14 protein-coding genes are annotated in these 16,569 nt (G+C 76.0%); 7 read left to right on the top strand and 7 right to left on the bottom strand.

The window, feature by feature from the left end; genetic code table 11:
- Positions 1-18 precede the first annotated feature (18 nt).
- The 4 genes from OUQ99_RS14185 to OUQ99_RS14170 all read right to left on the bottom strand — a co-directional run bounded on the left by OUQ99_RS14185 (position 19) and on the right by OUQ99_RS14170 (position 4,066).
- Complete coding sequence (locus tag OUQ99_RS14185) at positions 19-786, bottom strand: sulfite exporter TauE/SafE family protein (protein WP_267949924.1); 768 nt, start codon at positions 784-786, stop codon at positions 19-21.
- A gap of 219 nt (positions 787-1,005) precedes the next feature.
- A complete protein-coding gene (locus OUQ99_RS14180; protein ID WP_267949923.1) occupies positions 1,006-1,638 on the bottom strand; it encodes an alpha/beta hydrolase in 633 nt (210 codons plus the stop codon).
- Positions 1,635-2,585 carry a ring-cleaving dioxygenase gene (locus OUQ99_RS14175; protein ID WP_267949922.1) on the bottom strand — a complete coding sequence of 317 codons (951 nt, stop codon included), beginning with the start codon at positions 2,583-2,585 and terminating at the stop codon, positions 1,635-1,637. Before OUQ99_RS14175 ends, OUQ99_RS14180 begins: the two co-directional genes overlap by 4 nt.
- Positions 2,586-2,788: 203 nt before the next feature.
- The gene (locus OUQ99_RS14170) at positions 2,789-4,066 is read right to left on the bottom strand and encodes an MFS transporter (protein WP_267949921.1); all 1,278 of its coding nucleotides are present in this window, start codon (positions 4,064-4,066) and stop codon (positions 2,789-2,791) included.
- A gap of 177 nt (positions 4,067-4,243) precedes the next feature.
- On the opposite strand from OUQ99_RS14170, the gene OUQ99_RS14165 reads away from it, so the two are divergent.
- The 3 genes from OUQ99_RS14165 (at position 4,244) to OUQ99_RS14155 (ending at position 7,897) form a co-directional block, all read left to right on the top strand.
- Entirely contained in the window at positions 4,244-5,128 is an 885-nt protein-coding gene (locus OUQ99_RS14165; RefSeq protein WP_267950375.1) for a LysR family transcriptional regulator, read from the top strand.
- Positions 5,129-5,191: 63 nt separating this feature from the next.
- On the top strand, positions 5,192-5,971 hold the full coding sequence (locus tag OUQ99_RS14160) for an SDR family oxidoreductase (protein ID WP_267949920.1): 780 nt from the start codon (positions 5,192-5,194) through the stop codon (positions 5,969-5,971).
- A gap of 153 nt (positions 5,972-6,124) precedes the next feature.
- The gene (locus OUQ99_RS14155; RefSeq protein WP_267949919.1) at positions 6,125-7,897 is read left to right on the top strand and encodes a sensor histidine kinase; all 1,773 of its coding nucleotides are present in this window, start codon (positions 6,125-6,127) and stop codon (positions 7,895-7,897) included.
- Positions 7,898-7,913: 16 nt separating this feature from the next.
- Here OUQ99_RS14155 and OUQ99_RS14150 read toward each other — a convergent pair whose 3' ends face one another.
- A complete protein-coding gene (locus tag OUQ99_RS14150) occupies positions 7,914-8,567 on the bottom strand; it encodes a response regulator (RefSeq protein ID WP_267949918.1) in 654 nt (217 codons plus the stop codon).
- Positions 8,568-8,917: 350 nt separating this feature from the next.
- On the opposite strand from OUQ99_RS14150, the gene OUQ99_RS14145 reads away from it, so the two are divergent.
- Together OUQ99_RS14145 and OUQ99_RS14140 are read left to right on the top strand one after the other, a co-directional pair.
- Entirely contained in the window at positions 8,918-9,487 is a 570-nt protein-coding gene (locus OUQ99_RS14145; protein ID WP_267949917.1) for a pyridoxamine 5'-phosphate oxidase family protein, read from the top strand.
- 344 nt (positions 9,488-9,831) lie between these two features.
- Positions 9,832-12,042 (top strand): DUF6351 family protein, encoded by a 2,211-nt coding sequence (locus OUQ99_RS14140; protein WP_267949916.1) that lies wholly within the window; start codon positions 9,832-9,834, stop codon positions 12,040-12,042.
- A 136-nt stretch (positions 12,043-12,178) separates the two neighbouring features.
- Here OUQ99_RS14140 and OUQ99_RS14135 read toward each other — a convergent pair whose 3' ends face one another.
- Positions 12,179-12,829 carry an ArsR/SmtB family transcription factor gene (locus OUQ99_RS14135; protein ID WP_267949915.1) on the bottom strand — a complete coding sequence of 217 codons (651 nt, stop codon included), beginning with the start codon at positions 12,827-12,829 and terminating at the stop codon, positions 12,179-12,181.
- 73 nt (positions 12,830-12,902) lie between these two features.
- Here OUQ99_RS14135 and OUQ99_RS14130 point away from each other — a divergent pair, with 73 nt between their 5' ends.
- Together OUQ99_RS14130 and OUQ99_RS14125 are read left to right on the top strand one after the other, a co-directional pair.
- Positions 12,903-14,171, top strand: a complete 1,269-nt coding sequence (locus tag OUQ99_RS14130; protein ID WP_267949914.1) for an MFS transporter — start codon at positions 12,903-12,905, stop codon at positions 14,169-14,171.
- Positions 14,172-14,275: 104 nt separating this feature from the next.
- Positions 14,276-15,073 (top strand): phosphotransferase, encoded by a 798-nt coding sequence (locus OUQ99_RS14125; protein WP_267949913.1) that lies wholly within the window; start codon positions 14,276-14,278, stop codon positions 15,071-15,073.
- A gap of 183 nt (positions 15,074-15,256) precedes the next feature.
- Here the strand turns inward: OUQ99_RS14125 and OUQ99_RS14120 are convergent, their stop codons facing one another.
- Entirely contained in the window at positions 15,257-15,958 is a 702-nt protein-coding gene (locus OUQ99_RS14120) for a class I SAM-dependent DNA methyltransferase (RefSeq protein WP_267949912.1), read from the bottom strand.
- Positions 15,959-16,569: the final 611 nt, after the last annotated feature.

Below are 16,569 nucleotides of genomic sequence, written 5' to 3'. Positions count from 1 at the left end.
GGCCCGGCGCCGGACGCCCTAGGCGAGGAGGTCCCAGGCCATGCGCAGGAGCAGGGCCAGGACGACGACGAGCAGGACCGCGCGCACGAACCCGGAGCCGCGCCGCAGCGCCATCCGCGCGCCGATCTGGGCGCCGATGACGGTGCAGACGGCCAGGCTCAGCCCCAGGAGCCAGTCGACGTGGCCGCCGAAGGCGAACACGGTGAGCGCGCCGAGGTTGGTGCACACGTTGACGATCTTGGCCGAGGCGGAGGCGGAGACGAAGTCCATGCCGACGACGGCGGTGAAGGCGATGATGAGGAAGACGCCGGTGCCGGGGCCGATGAGGCCGTCGTAGAGGCTGACGCCGACCCCGGCCAGGGCGGTGACGGCCAGCAGCCGGTTGCGTGTGCGCAGGCGCGGGTCGGGGGTGGCTCCCATGGCGGGGCGGAAGTAGACCAGCAGTGCGACCCCGGCCAGGACGACCATGATGACGGGTTTGAGGACCTCGGCGGTGAGGGCGGCGGCCATGGCGGCGCCGACCCCGGACCCGAGGAGGGCGAGCGCGGCGGTGGGCAGGACGACGCGGCGGTCGACGGCGACCTTGCGGGAGTAGGCGATGGCGGCGGAGACGGTGCCGAAGACGGCGCCGAGCTTGTTGGTGCCCAGCAGGGTGGCCAGGGGGGTGGTGGGCGCGGCGACGAGGAGGGCGGGCAGCAGGAGGAGGCCGCCTCCCCCGACGACGGCGTCCACCCAGCCGGCGGCGACGGCGACCCCCATGACCAGGGCGAGGATCTCGGGGTCCATCTACCGCACGCGTTCGGGGAGAGAGGTGATCATGGGTTCTTTTCAATGAGGAAGAGCGGGAACCCGGTGAGTTTATCCAGCCCGTACCGGTGCATTCGGGGCGGTCGACTACTGCAAACCCCTTACAAGAGCCCCTCCTTTACTACGTAGATTCGTAGTGGGGGAAAAGGGGCGGCGGCGCCCGGGATCAGGGGGCGCCGCCGCGGTCTGCTGTCCCGGTCAGAACCGGGAGCGGTCGAACCAGTCGCGGGCCTGCGCCAGCACGTCCGGGTCCAGCCGGTGTCCCCCCGGGTGCTCGCGCGCCTCCACGTCCGCTCCCCTGTCGCCGAGCTGGGCGGCCAGCAGCCGCGCCTGGTCGGGGGTCGTGACGGGGTCGGCCGCCCCGGACCCCAGGAACACCCGGACCCCGGACAGGTCCACCGGGTCGGGTTCGCGCCCCTGGAGGGGAGCCCCCGCCGCGAACAGGGCGGCCCCGCTGAGCAGGCGGGGGTGGAGCAGCAGCAGCGCCGCACCGGTGTTGGCCCCGTTGGAGAACCCGCTGACCACGATCCGGTCGGGGTCCAGGCCGTAGTCCCGGGCCGCGGCGGTGACGAACCCCGCCAGCTCGGCGCTGCGCGCGACCACGTCGTCGACGTCGAAGACGCCCTCGCGCAGGCGGCGGAACCAGCGGTTCATGCCGTTCTCGCTCACACGGCCGCGGGGCGAGAGCAGGGCCGCGCCGGGCGAGAGGGCCCGGCCCAGCGGCAGCAGGTCGCGTTCGTCGGCGCCGGTGCCGTGGAGCAGCAGGAGCGTGGGCGCTCCCGGCCGGGTGGCGGGCTCGAAGACGTGGACGAAGTCCTGGGTCGCCGTCACCGGGGGACCTCCAGCGCGGGCAGGCGGCGGGCGATCTCCTCGCGGCCGGGCTCCAGCCACGGTGGGAGCCTCAGCTCCCGGCCCAGTGCGAGCAGCGGCTCGTCGTAGTCGAAGCCGGGGCCGTCGGTGGCGATCTCCAGCAGGACCCCGCCCGGCTCGCGGAAGTAGATGGAGGTGAAGTAGGTGCGGTCGCGGATCTCGGTGACGCCCACGCCGTCGTTCTCCAGGGTCCGGCGCCAGGCCTCCTGGACGTCGCCGTCGGGGGCCCGGTAGGCGACGTGGTGGACGGTGCCGGCCGCGACCAGGCCGCGCTCCGCTCCGGGGGCGGCCAGGACGTCGACGATGGTGCCCACCCCGTCGCCGGAGCCGCCGGTGCGGAAGCGGAGCCGGTCGCCGTCCTCGCCCTCCAGCCGGAAGCCGAGCTGCCCGCTCAGCATCTCCACGGTGCCCTCGACGTCCTGTTCGGTGAGGGTGACCGCGCGGATGCCCCGGACGGCGTGCTCGGGGGGCACCGCTCCCCCGTCCCAGGGGTCGGTGTCGTGGGCGTCGGCACTGGCGGCGAGCTCGATGGCGAGACCGTCGGGGTCGCGCAGCACGAGCACGTCCTCCTCGCCCCTCTCGGCGGGCCGGGTGGCGTCCACGCCCAGGGAGGCCAGGTGCTCCGCCCACCATCCCAGGGAGCCCTCGGGCACGGAGAGGGTCGTGGTGGTGGCCTGGCCCGCGCCGATCCTGCCCCGGGGCGCGTCGGGCCAGGGGAAGAAGGTCATGATCGTGCCGGGGTTGCCCGCGCGGTCGCCGTAGTAGAGGTGGTAGGTCTCGGGCGCGTCGAAGTTGACCGTGCGCTTGACCAGCCGCATGCCGAGGGCGTTGAGGTAGAAGTCCGCGTTGGCCTGCGGATCGCTGGCGATCGCGGTCACGTGGTGGATTCCCGCGGGGCGCACGTCCATGTCGTCACCTTCCGTCGAAGTCGCCGGTGTGTCTTCGGACCAAGGTAGTTGAATTTTAAACTAACCCGGCCGATGCGTCTCCCCCACCCTCCCCCGGCGGGGCGCCCCCGACGCCCAGGGACACGGGGCGCGCACGCGGGCGGTGCAGCGCGGACCGGTCCCGCCACCGGGGCGGGGCGGGCGAGCAGGGGGGCGGCGCGGCCTCAGGCCGCGGGGGGCAGGCGGCGCAGCCGCAGCCCCACCAGGGCCGCCACCGCGCACAGCCCCGCCGCGAAGGCCACGGCGCCTCCCCAGCCCACCGCGTCGTAGACCAGACCGCCGCACCACCCGAACAGGCTGGAGCCGAGGTAGTAGGCGAGCGTGTACAGGGCCATGGCCTGGGCGCGGCCGGTGACCGCGCGGGCCCCCACCCAGGCCGAGGCGGTGGCGTGGGCGCAGAAGAAGGCGAACGTCAGCACCAGCAGGGCGGCCATGAGGCCGGCCAGCGCGGTGGTGAGCAGGCCGCCCAGACCCGCGGCCATCAGCGCCGTGGCGGCGATGAGGACGGGGTAGCCGCCCCAGCGCCCGGAGAGGTGCCCGGCGACCGCCGAGCCGAGCATCCCTGCGGTGTAGGACAGGAAGAGCAGGGACGCCGCGGACTGGGAGAGCCCGAAGGGCTCGCCCATGAGACGGAAGCCGAGCAGGTTGTACACGGTCATGAACGCGCCCATGAGCAGCAGGGCCTGGGCGTAGAGGGCGGGCAGGCCGCGCGTGGTGAGCGCGGCGGCCAGGCGCCGCCCCATCCCCGGGCCCCCGGGGGCCTTCGCGCCGCCCGGGCCGTCCCCCCGCGCCCCTTCCGCCGGGCGCCCGGAGGGGGGCGCGGCCTCGACCGCGCGCCGCGGGCGCGGCAGGACCAGCACGAAGACGACCAGGCACACCAGCCCCAGGAGGGTGTTCGCCGCGATCCCCCACTGCCAGCCGCCCAGGTCGGCGGCGAACCCGGCGAGCAGGCGCCCGCCCATCCCGCCGAGGGGGTTGCCCGCGATGTACAGCCCGGTGGCGCGCGCGGCGTCGGCCGGGTGGACCTCCTCGGACAGGTAGGCGACGGCCGCGGCGGGGACCCCGCCCAGGGCCGCGCCCTGGAGCGCGCGCAGGGCGAGCAGGGCCCAGAGGTCGCCCGCCAGGGGCGTCACACAGCCCAGGAGGGTGGTCAGGGCCAGGGACACGGCGATGACGCGGGCCCGGCCGAACCGGTCGGCGGCGCCGCTCCACACCAGCGTGAACCCGGCCAGTCCCCCGGTGGCCACGGAGACCGTGAGCGCGGCCTGGGACGCGGTGGAGCCGAAGCCGTCGGCGATGGCGGGCAGGACCGGCTGGACCGACCACAGCTGGGCGAAGGTGGCCACGGCGACGGCCACCATGGCGGCGACCGTGCGCCGGTAGGCGGCCGTGCCCGCGCGGAGGCGGGCGTCGTGGTCGGGCGGGGACGTGGTCGCGGTCATGGGTCCACGCTAGGAACCACGGTTTCATACGTCCAATGCATGGTTTGTCCCTGACTCATACTGGAATGCATGGAACATGCGGAGGGGTCGGAGCGGGCGGGGCGGCACGGGCGCGCGGACGGGGCCCGGGAGCCGGACGCGGACGCGCTCGCCCGGGTGCTGGCGCCCCGGCTGAGGATGGTGGCGGCGGTCGCCGGGACCGAGCACGTCACCCTGGCGGCCGAGACGCTGGGGGTGCCCCAGCCGACGCTGAGCCGGGCCCTGGCACGGGCCCAGGAGGAGCTGGGGATCGCCCTGGTGGAGCGGACCGGCCGGGGGGTGCGGCTGACCCGCGCCGGCCGGATCCTGCTCCCGCACGTGGAACGCGCCCTGGACGACCTGCGCAGGGGGATGGCGGAGCTGACCGGCGCCGAGGAGGGGCGGGTGGCGCTGACGTTCCTGCCCACGCTGGGGGTGGAGGTGGTGCCGGTGCTGCTGCGGGGGTTTCGCGCCGAGCACCCGGGGGTGCGGTTCTCGCTGACCCAGGAGCCGTGGGCGGAGTCGCTGAGCCGCGTGTCCTCGGGCGGGGCCGACCTCGCCCTGACCTCCCCGCTGCCCTCGGGCAGGGGGCTGGCGTCCGCGGTGCTGCACACGCAGTCGCTGCGGCTGGTGGTGCCCGAGGGGCACGCCCTGGCGCGGTCCCCGCGGGGGGTGGCGGCGGTGGCGGCGGCCGAGGAGGAGTTCGTCCTGCTCAAACCGGGCCGGGGCGTGCGCCACCTGACCGACCGGCTGCTCGACCGGGCGGGGTTCACCCCCCGGGTCGCGTTCGAGGCCGACGACATCTCGACCGCGCGCGGCCTGGTGGCGGCGGGCCTGGGGGTGTCGGTGCTCCCCGCCCGCCCGCGCGGGCCGCTGGCCGGGACGGTGGAGCTGCCGGTCCTGGGCGGTGGCGCGGACCGGCCGATCGGGGTGGTCTGGCCGCGCGAGGGCTCGGGCGGCGGGTACGAGCCCCCGGCCGTGGCCCTGTTCCGCGACTACGTGCGGCGGGTGGGGCCGCGCATCATCCCCGGCCTGACGGGCTGAGCCGCCGCACCGGGGCCCGGCAATTCCGTTGCCCCGCCGTACACGCCGCGCCACGATGGCCGCATGACCTTCTCACCGCCCTCCTCCCCCGCCCGGCCGGTCGCCCTCGTCACCGGGGTGGGCCGCACCGTCGGCATCGGCTCGGCGATCGCCCGCCGGCTGGCGTCCTCGGGCTGGGACGTGGCCTTCACCCACTGGACCCCCTACGACGCGCGCATGGACTGGGGTGTGGAGGCCGGCGCGGCCCGGGCCACCCTGGACGCACTGGCCGAGCGCGGCGCGGCGGCCCACTCCGTGGAGGCCGACCTGGCCGACCCGGCCTCCCCCGCCCGGATCTTCGACGAGGCCGAGGAGCGCCTGGGCCCCGTCACCGCGCTGGTGATGGCCCACTGCGAGTCGGTCGACTCGGGTCTGCTGGACACCACCGTGGAGTCCTTCGACCGCCACTTCGCGGTCAACGCGCGCGCCACCTGGCAGCTGGTCCGCGAGTTCGGGCTCCGCTTCGGCGGGGCGCACGGGACGGGGCGGATCGTCGCCCTGACCAGCGACCACACGGTCGGCAACCTGCCCTACGGGGCGAGCAAGGGCGCCCTGGACCGGATCGTCCTGGCCTGCGCACGCGAACTCGCCCACCTGGGGGTGAGCGCCAACGCCGTCAACCCCGGCCCCGTCGACACCGGCTGGATGTCGCGGGAGACGCGGGAGGAGTGCGCGAACCACACCCCCCTGGGACGGCTCGGCACCCCCGAGGACACCGCCGACCTGGTGGACTTCCTGTGCTCCCCCCGGGGGGTGTGGGTCAACGGCCAGCTCCTGCACAGCGACGGCGGCATCTCCGCCTGAGCGCGCCGGGCGTCCGCCGAGGGGGCGGCGGGCCCGGCCCCTCCCCGCCGGGTCCGGGGGGCCGGCCCGGTGGGGAGAGGCCGACCGCGCCCGTGCGGAACCTGCCCCTAGACTCGGGGGCGAGCCCCTCGACAGCTGCCGGAAAGAACCTCCATGAGCCAGACGGACGGCGTCCGCACCGCCCACCACGGGCAGGACCGTCTGTCCCTCCCCCAGGTCCGGCTCGACGACCTCCTGGACGAGGTCCGGTCGCGGCTGAGCGAGATCTCCGCCGGCCAGGAGCGCATCCACACGCTCCTGGAGGCGGTGGTCTCCATCGGGGAGGGACTCGAACTCGACCCCCTGCTGGTGCGTATCACCGAGACGGCCGCCAGCCTGGTGGACGCGCGCTACGGCGCCCTGGGCGTGATCGGCCCCGACGGGGAGATGAGCCGCTTCATCCCCGTGGGCCTGGAACCGGACGAGATCGCGGGCATCGCGCACTGGCCCAAGGGCGAGGGCGTGCTGGGCCTGCTCATCAAGGACCCGCGCCCCCTGCGCCTGCGCGAGGTGCGCGACCACCCCGAGTCGCGCGGGTTCCCGGCCGGGCACCCGCCCATGCACACCTTCCTCGGCGTTCCCATCAGCATCCGCGACCAGGTGTTCGGCAACCTGTACATGACGGACAAGCGCGACGGCGCGGAGTTCACCGGGGACGACGAGCTCCTGCTGCGCGCCCTGGCCACCGCGGCGGGGACCGCCATCGAGAACGCCCAGCTCTTCGCCCAGACGCAGAGCCGGGAGACCTGGTTGGACGCCTCGGGCCAGATCACCACCCGGCTGCTGTCCGGCGCCCCTCCCGAGGAGGTGCTGCGCCTGGTCGCGCGCCGCGCCCGGGGGATGGTCGACGCCGACCTCGCGGTCATCGCCATGCCGGGCGAGGAGCCCGACACCCTCACCGTGCGGGTGTGGGACGGGCCCGAAAAGCACAGCGGGGCCGTGGCCGCCGGTGCGCGGGGGGCCACGCTCACGTGTGCGCCCCACACCCTGCTGGGACGCGTCTACCGCAGCGGTGAGCCCGTCCAGACCGACGTGTCGGCCTCGGACGGGGACGGGACCGGCTTCCTGACCCGGCTGGGGGTGGGGCCCGTGCTGGTGCTGCCGTTCGGCCCCCCGGACGGGGCGCGGGGCGTGCTCGTGCTCGCCCGGGGCCGGGGCGGCGGGGATTTCCAGGACAGCTGGCTGAGCATGCTGTCGCCGTTCGCCGACCAGGCGGCGGTCGCGCTGGAGCTGGCCGAGGCCCGGCTGGACTCCGAGCGCCTGAGCGTGCTGGAGGACCGCGACCGCATCGCGCGCGACCTGCACGACACGGTCATCCAGCGCCTGTACGCCACCGCCATCACGCTGATGGGCACCGTGCGCCGCATCGAGGACACCGTGTCCTCCCAGCGGGTGCAGAACGCGGTCGACGACCTGGACGACACCATCCGCCAGATCCGCTCCACGATCTTCGCGCTCCAGAGCTCGGGCGAGGAGGGCCCCTGGCTGCGGTCGCGGGTGCTGGACCTGGTCAACTCCGCCTCGGAGACGCTGGGGTTCGCGCCCCGCCTGCTCACGCAGGGGCCGATCGACAACGCGGTGGACGAGGCGGTCGGGGAGCACCTGGTGGCGGTGCTGCGCGAGCTGCTGTCCAACGCGGCCCGCCACGCTCGGGCCACCGCCGTGGACGTGGAGCTGTCCGTGGGCGAGGAGCTGGTCCTGCGGGTGAGCGACGACGGCCGGGGCATCACCGGGGGCGTCTCGCGCAGCGGGCTGCGCAACGCGGCCTCCCGGGCCGAGGAGCTGGGCGGCCGCCTGTCGGTGACCTCCGGTCCGGGCGGGGGAGCGTGCGTCGAGTGGTCGGTGCCGCTCCGCCGCACCGGCGGGGCCGGGGAGGTGCGCGGGTGAGGCCCGCGGGGGCCTCCTATCCCTGGTCCATGGACAGCCGCACCGCGTAGGCCGCGGCCTGGGTGCGCCGGGCCATCCCGAGCTTGGCCAGGACCCTGGAGACGTAGTTCTTGACGGTCTTCTCCGCCAGGTACATCCGCGCACCGATCTCGCGGTTGGTGAGCCCCTCGCCGATGAGCTCCAGGACGCGGCGCTCCTGCTCGGTGAGTTCGCTGAGCGGGTCCTTGCGCACCGCCTCCTCGCGCAGCCGCTTGAGCATGCGCGCGGTGGACTCGGGGTCCAGCAGGGAGCGCCCGTCGGCGACCGTGCGCACCGCTCCGACCAGGTCGGTGCCGTGGATCTGCTTGAGGATGTACCCGGACGCCCCGGCCATGACCGCGCCGTAGAGCGCCTCGTCGTCGGAGTAGGACGTCAGCATGAGCATGCGGGTGTCGGGGAGCAGGGAGCGGATCTCCCGGCACACGGTGACGCCGTCGCCGTCGGGGAGGCGCACGTCGAGCACGACCACGTCGGGGGCGAGCGCGGGGACCCGCGCCAGCGCCTGCGCCGCCGTCCCGGCCTCGCCGACCACCTCGATGCCGTCCTCCTCGTCCAGGAGTGATCCCACACCCCGCCGGACGATCTCGTGGTCGTCCACCAGGAACACCCGGATCGTTCTGTCTCCACCCATCGGGCGGGCACCTCCTCAGAGCTGGGGACGGGAGCCCGAGGCGGCCCGTCCGCCCTGTGTCGGGGTCGCCCGCCGCCGCGTGCCCATTGTCGGGCACCCGCGGCGGGGGCGCTCCGGCCGCGGGAGGGGCGGGGCGGGAGGCAGGCTCCCGTCCACCCAGCCTAGCCAGCGAAGATTCATGCCATATGAGTCGAACGTCCCGTTCTGTTTGAGCCCTGCGTCCCCCCGGGTAAGCGCACAGGAGGGGACCTCCGCCGCCGGACGAGGGGCCGGCGGTCCACGCCTTCGGGGCCGGGACCGGCGAGAATGGCGGGGAACGGAGCGAGGGCACCGACTGCGGGGAGCCTGTCATGGACGGATCACGCGGCGCCGGGGCGCCGGACCAGGATCGGGGAACGGTCGCGGGAGCGGCCGCACCGCCCGCCCAGCGGGAGGCGGACGACTACGCGGGGACCGACCGGCTCGCGGAGGAGCAGGAGCTGATGGAGGGCGCCGACGTCGCCGAGGGGGACGACGGGGCGAGCTTCACGGTGCTGGAGCGGCAGACCTGCCTCAACCTGCTGGGCACCCGCGACATCGGCCGGGTGGCCTTCACCATCGACGGGGACGCCGCCCCGACGGTGCTGCCGGTGAACTACGCGCTGTTCAACGACACGGTGGTGTTCCGCACCACCCTGGCGGGAACCGTGATGCGCTACGCGCGCGGCCACGCCGCCTTCCAGGTCGACCTCTTCGACGAGGAGCGCCGTGACGGCTGGAGCGTCCTGGCGAGCGGGCGGTGCAGGTGGGTCCGCGACGCGGAGGAGCTGGCCCGCATCCCCCGGGGCCGCCTGCCCCTGCCCTGGGCGGCGGGCGAGCGCGACCAGGTCCTCAAGCTGGTCCCGGGCCGGGTGAGCGGGCGGCGGGTCCACCGGCCCTGAGCCGGCGGGCGGCGGCGCGGCCGCCTCCGGCCCGTGGCCGGGGGTCGCGGGGCCCGGCCACCGGCGCGTCACCCGGGGGTCGGCGAACGTCTCCCCAGCCTTGTCCGTACCGGGCGTTCGGTCTGTCCGGTTGCGGGTACCGAATCCGTCATGGGAGCACATCACCCCCTTCGGGCCCGGTACGCCACGGGCTCCCCCCACCGTCGTCCGGGCCCGGCCACCCCCTGCGCGCACCCCGCCCACGGGGACGCGGCCCGCCGCGCCCGCTCCGCGGGACACGGCTCCCACCGGCCCGGCCGGTACCCTGCGGGGCGCCCGGCCCCCTGCGGCCGCCCCGGACGCACGTGAGGGCGGGACCGCGGGGCCGCACGCTCCTGGGCGCCGCGGCGGCCGCCGGGGCCGTCCTCCTCACCGTCTCCGGCGCGCCCCTGCCCTCCGGCCTGTGGGCGCGGCCCGCCGCCCCCGAAACCCCCCGCGACGCCGACGCACCGCTCTCCCTGGAGGTGCTCTCCTCCCGCCCCGACACCGTCATGGGCGACACCGCCCTGGTCAGGGTGGTTCCCTCCCCGTCCGTGCCCGCCGCCGACGTCCGCCTGGACGTGGGAGGCGCCGACGCCACCCCCTCCCTGCGCACGGTGCGCCTGGCCGACGGCACCCCCGCCCTGGAGGGCCTGGTCTCCGGGCTGCCCCGGGGGAACACCGTCCTGACCGCCTCGGCGCCCGGGGGCGGGGGGAGCGCGCAGGAGGGGACCGACCCGGTGACGGCCAGGGTCACCGTCACCGCCCACCCCCTCACGGGCCCGGTCTTCTCCGGCCCCCACCAGGAGCCCTTCGTGTGCGACACCGAGCGCTTCGAGCTGCACGGCGGCGGCACCCTCGGCCCGCCCCTGGACCCCGACTGCTCGGCCCCGACCGTGGTCCGCCACATGTACCGCACCGAGGAAGGGGCCTGGGCCCCCATGGCCGACCCCGACCGGGTGCCCGGCGACGCCGCCCGGACCACCACCTCCACCGGCCACAGGGTCCCCTACACCGTCCGGGTCGAGACCGGCACGGTGAACAGGTCGATCTACGAGACGGCGCTGCTGTACACCCCCGGCGACCCCGGGCCCGACCCGTGGCAGCCGCCGCGGGGCTGGAACCGCCGCCTGGTGTACACGTTCGGCGGCGGGTGCGCGGGCGGCTGGTACGTCCAGGGGACCAGGACCGCCGGGGTCCTGGACCACGGCATGCTCTCGCAGGGGTACGCGGTGGCCTCCGCCTCCCTCAACGTGTTCGGCAACAACTGCAACGACCTGCTGGCCGCCGAGACCGCGGCCGCCGTGGTCCAGCGCTTCTCCCTCACCCACGGCGCCCCCGACCTGACCCTGGGCCGGGGCTCCTCCGGGGGCGCCTACCAGGCGCACCAGATCGGCGACAACCAGCCGGGCCTGCTGGACGGCCTGCTGGTCTCCCACTCCTTCCCCGACGTGGCCTTCTCCGTGGTGCCGACCGCCACCGACGCCCTGCTGCTGCACGAGTACGCGCGCGAGCACCCCGGCACCCTGAGCAGGGAGGAGCAGCGCGCCGTGTCCGGGTTCGCGCGCTGGGACGCCATCGGCAAGCTCGCCGGGGAGGCCGACCGCGTCGACCCCGCGGGCGTGTGCGCGGACCGGGTGCCCGAACGGGTGCGCTGCGAGCTGTACGCGCACACCGGCAACGTCTACGGGACCGACCCCTCGACCGGTCTGCCGCGCCGCCCCCTGGACAACGTCGGCGTCCAGTACGGCCTGGGAGCCCTCCTGGACGGCACGATCGACGCCGACCAGTTCCTGCACCTGAACGAGCACGTGGGCGGCCTGGACGCCGACGGCCGAGTGGTGGAGGAGCGCACCGAGGCCGACCCCGCCGCCACCGTCGCCGCCTACCGCACCGGCCGCCTCCTCAACGGGGGCGGCGGACTGGCCGACATCCCCGTCGTGGACCACCGCGCCTACGAGGACGACGTCCCGGGCGGCAGCATCCACATGCGCTTCCACTCGTTCTCGCTGCGCGAGCGCCTGCTCGCCGCCAACGGCACGGCCGACAACCACGTGATGCTCGTGGAGCGGGGCGGGCGGGGCGGGTTCTCCTCCTCCGCCCCGGTGGCCGGAAGGGCCCTGGCCGAACTCGACGCCTGGGCGAGCGGGGTGCGGGAGCTCGGCGCCGCCGACCCCGGCCGCCCCGCCATCGACCACGTGCGCGCCGCGCGCCCGGAGTGGCTCACCGACTCGTGCTGGGTGGGCGACCCCGCCCGCCGGGTGGTGGCCGAGCAGCTCCCGCTCAGCGCCGGGCAGGGGGACGCGTGCGCCGACGCCTACCCCGTGCACGCCTCGCCCCGGCTGGTCGCGGGCGCGCCCCTGGCCCTGGACGTGGTCGCGTGCCGCCTGGTCCCCTTCGACGCCGCGGAGCACCCGGCCGACCTGACCCCCGAGCAGGCCGAGCGCGCCGCGGAGGTGTTCGCCGACGGGGTGTGCGACTGGTCGGCCCCCGGACGGGGGCAGCAGGGGCTCGCGGGAACCTGGCTGCGCTTCTGAGCCGCCGCGGGGGGCGGCGGGGGCGGGCCCCGGTCCGCCGGTGCCCGTGGGCCCGTCGGCGGCCCCCGGGCCCGAGGACGCGGAGCCTCCGGGTGCGGAGTCCGCCCGTCCCGGCGGCGCGCCCCGGGGCGGCCCGCTAGCGGCCGGCGCCGTCCGGGCCCGGCCCGGCCTCCCCGTCGCGGGGCGCGGTCGCCCCGCCCCCGGCCGGGTCACGGTCGGCCAGGGCGTGCAGCAGGAACGCCCCGCCGTAGGCCGGCCTCCCCCGGCGCTCGTGCTCGGTGAGCACGTACTCGTCCAGGACGGCGAGGATGCGCCGGCCCAGTTCGTCCCGGTCCTCGTCGGACAGGTGCAGCACGAACCGCGCGTAGTCGCGGACCGAGTCCGGCCCGGCCTCCTCCAGTTCCCGGCGCAGGGCCTCCACCGGCGCGTCGGCCGTTTCGTCGCCGGCGCCGATCAGCGGCCCGTCCAGCCACCAGGACTCCCCGGTGGCCCGGTAGGGCTTCTCCAGGGCCCCGCTCGCCCCGGTGCGCACGGGCGCGGGCACGAGCAGGCCCGAGTCCACGAGCTGGCGGACGTGGTACAGGACCGTGCCCGGGGTCGTGTCGAGCCGGTCGGCCAGTTCCCGGTTGGTGAGCTCCCGCACCGCGCACAGCCTCAGGATGCGGATCCGCAGCGGGTGGGAGAGGGCCTTGACCTCCTTGACGGTGGCCGGTCGCCTCCTGCGCGCCGGGGGCGCCTCCCCCTGCGCCCGCGTCCCGGTCCCCTTCGCACCAGCCCGTTCTCCCATGGGGCCAGCGTAGCAACGATCGACAAAAGCCAAATCGATTGTTTTCTCTCAATCACCCTGTCAGGCTCGACCCATGACGGAGACGACCCCCCTTTCCGACCCCCCGCCCCCCACCGGACCCCGGCACCTCGGAGGCCGGTTCTGGACCGTGTGGACCTCCTCCGGACTCTCCAACCTCGCCGACGGGGTCCTCAAGGTCGCGCTGCCCCTGGTCGCCCTGCGCTTCACCGGCTCCCCCCTCCTGATCGCGGGCGTGGCGTTCGCGCTGACGATCCCCTGGCTGCTCCTGTCCCTCCCGGCCGGCGCCCTCGCCGACCGGTACGACCGCCGCCGCCTCATGGTCGGCGCCAACCTCGCGCGGGGGCTGCTCCTCGCCGGCCTGGCCGCGGCGCTGGCCCTGGACCTGGGGTCGGTCTGGCTGCTCTACGCGGTGGCACTGGGCGTCGGGACCGCCGAGACCGTCCACGACACCTCGGCCCAGTCGATCCTGCCGCAGGTGGTCGGCCGCGACCGGCTCTCCCGCGCCAACGGGCGCCTGCACGCCGTCGAACTGACCGCCCACCAGTTCGCCGGACCGCCCCTGGGCGGGATCCTGGTCGCCCTGGGCCTGGCCGCCGCCTTCACCGCCCCCGCCGCCCTGTGGCTGGTCGCGGCCGGCACGCTGGTCCTGGTGCGCGGAAGCTTCCGGACCGAACGCGCCGCACCCGCCACCATGCGCACCGACATCGCCGAGGGGCTGCGGTTCCTGTGGCGCCACCGGACCCTGCGCACCCTCGCCGCCATGGTGGGCCTGAGCAACTTCTCCACCAACGCCGCCTTCACCGTCATGGTCCTGTTCGCGGTGGGCCCCACCTCCCCCATGGGCCTGTCCGAGCCCGCCTACGGGCTGCTGCTGACCGCCACCGCGGCGGGCAGCGTGCTCGGCGCCCTGACCGCCGAGCACGTCGAGCGCCTCCTGGGCCGGGCCTGGTCCCTGCGCGTGAGCGAGCTCGCCTTCGCCGTCCTGGTGGGGGTCCCGGCGCTGACCGCCGACCCGCTCGTGATCGGGGCGGGCTTCTTCGTCGGCGGGGTGGGCCTCTCGGTGTGGAACGTGGTCACCGTGTCGCTGCGCCAGCGGATCACCCCCGACCACCTGCTCGGACGGCTCAACAGCGCCTACCGGCTGCTGGCCTGGGGCACACTCCCGCTGGGCGCCGCCGCGGGCGGGCTGATCGCGCAGTTCTTCGGACTGACCGCCGTGTTCGCGGGCATGGGCGCACTGGCCCTGGTCACGTTCCTGTGGCAGTTCACGCTGAGCGAGGCGGACCTGGGCGGCGCCGGGCGCGCCACCGCCGGGGCCTGAGCCCCCGAGCGCCGGGAGAAGCGCCCCTCCCGGCGCCGCGCGGGCCGCGGTGCGGCGCGGGAAAACCACCTGCGCCCCGGAACGCCGCCGGGGATACTGCTGCGATGACCGAACCAGAACACCGGGAGCAGCGCGAAGAGGTCCTGGAGGGCGGCAACGTCGCCGACGGGGTCGTACGGGTGGGGCAGACCGTGCGCAAACCGTGGACGCGGTCGTCCCCGTCGGTGGCGTCCCTGCTCCGGTACCTGCACCGGTGCTCCTTCGAGGCCTCCCCGGTCCCCTTGGGCGCGGACGCCCGCGGGCGCCAGGTGCTCGGCTACCGCCCCGGCGCGATGGCCGACACTCTGCCGCCCCTGACGGGGGCCGAACTCCGCCGGCTGGGCGGGATCGTCCGGCGCCTGCACGCGCTCACCGCCGGCTTCCGGCCGGACGGGGAGCCGGAGTGGGACATCGCGACCCCGGACCCGCGCGAGGAGGTGCTCTGCCACTACGACCTCGCGCCGTGGAACCTGGTGCGCGACGGCGACGACTGGACGTTCATCGACTGGGACGGCGCGGGGCCGGGCACCCGGATGGGCGACCTGGGGTACGCGGCGCACGGGTTCGTGCCGCTGCACGCGGGCGGCGACCCCGGGTCGGACGCCCTGCGGCTGCGCGCCCTCGCCGACGGCTACGGGTGCGACGACGCCCAGCGCCGTGAGCTGCCCGACGCCGTCCTGCACCGGGTGCGCGGCATGTACGACCTGCTGGAGGAGGGCGCCCGGACCGGCGCCCAGCCCTGGGCCCGGCTGCACGCCCAGGGGCACGCCGACCACTGGGGGCCGGCCGCCGACTACGTCGAGCGCCACCGGGCGGTGTGGCTGGCGGCGCTGACCGGCCCCGGGGAGCCCGCCGCCACGTGAGCGCCTCCGGCGGGGGCCTGCGCCGGCGGGCGGAGGCCCTCCGCGCGGAGCGGGCCGGCCCGCGCGGTGACCGGCCGGACCGGGCCTGCCCCGGGCGCCGCCGCGGCAGCGCCGCGACCGGTCCGGAAGGCGCCTCCCGGACCGGCTCCGGGAGCCCTCCGCGGCGGTACCGGCGCGGAGGGCTCAGGCTGGCCTGGTCCACACGTAGGCCGCCGAGACCGGGTGCCCCCGGAACCTCTCCCACGTGGGCTTGGCCGCCACCCACGTGTCGTCCACCGTGCCCTCGGAGAGCTCGGCCAGGGTCCAGCCGGCGGCCGTCGCGGCGCGCACGTGGTCGCTGATCAGGTGGACGTGCGTGGTGATGGCGATGTCCTCGCCGGAGGCGTCGGTGTAGTGGGTCGGCATCCCGGAGACCATCGAGAAGTGCGGGTGGTAGGAGACCAGCACGCAGGTGCCGCCGGGGCGGGTCAGCCGGAAGGCCTCGGCGTAGAGGGGGGCCAGGTCGGGCAGGTGCTCGTCGATGAGCGAGGCGATGGCCAGGTCGTAGGAGCCCCCCGGAAGGCCGGTGTCGCGCACGTCGCCCAGGGTCAGGGTGTCGTGGGCGCCCCGCTTGCCGGCCAGTTCCAGCATCCCGGAGCTGATGTCGACGCCGTCGATCCGGGCGACCCCGCGCGCCCGCAGCCAGGAGCCGGTGCGGCCGGTCCCGCAGCCGAGGTCGGCGGCGGCGGTCACGGCCGACCAGTCGGGGGCGGTGAGCCCGTCCAGCAGTCCGAGGTCCATGGCGTCCAGGACCGAGCCCTCGTAGGTGGCCGACCAGCCGTCGTAGCCGGTGGCCGGGTCCACGGTGCGGTAGTGGCGGGTGTCGAAGTCCGCGAAATCTGGCATGGGGCCGAGTATGGCGCGACCCGGGATCGGGCCGCGAACGCTTTTCCCGTCCCGTGCCCGCTGCCGGGCAGGCGCCGTTCGTACGCCCGGCGCCGCACTCCGGGCCGTGCGGCGGGAGAGGCCCGCCCGAAAGGGCCCTCCGGTGCGGGAGGGACCGTGCGGGAGGGCCGCCCCGCCGCCGGGACCCGGCGGCGGCCGAGCGGCGGTGCCGCGGCGCCGGGTCGCACGGCGGAGGGGGCCGGCTCCGGCGCGGCCGGCGCCTCGTGCAGGTGCGCCGGGAGCGCGGCGAACACGTCCGCACCGGCGTTGACCAGGACGACCTGGTTCGGGGAGGGCCCCGGGCGGGAGCGGGGCCGTGGAGCGGCGCCGGGGCCGGCACGGAGGAAAACCGGTTGCGGCGCCCCGGCGCGGCCTCCTACGGTGCATGCCATGTCCTGCTGCCACGCGATCTTCGACGGGGCGCTCGCCTGGTCGGTGAACGCCCACCCGTACGCCAAGCGCCTCCGGTCGGCCCGCCTGCACCGGTAGGCCGGGCCCCGGTCGGCCCCGGTCCCCCCTGGGGGTCCGCGCCGACCGCCCCGCTTCGCGTACGCGTCCCCTTCCGCCCCGCG

The sequence above is a fragment of the Streptomonospora nanhaiensis genome (genome assembly GCF_026642255.1).
GTDB lineage: Bacteria > Actinomycetota > Actinomycetes > Streptosporangiales > Streptosporangiaceae > Nocardiopsis > Nocardiopsis tropica.
Note: the sequence above shows the minus strand (reverse complement) of the source record. Positions and strands in the feature narration are given on the sequence as shown.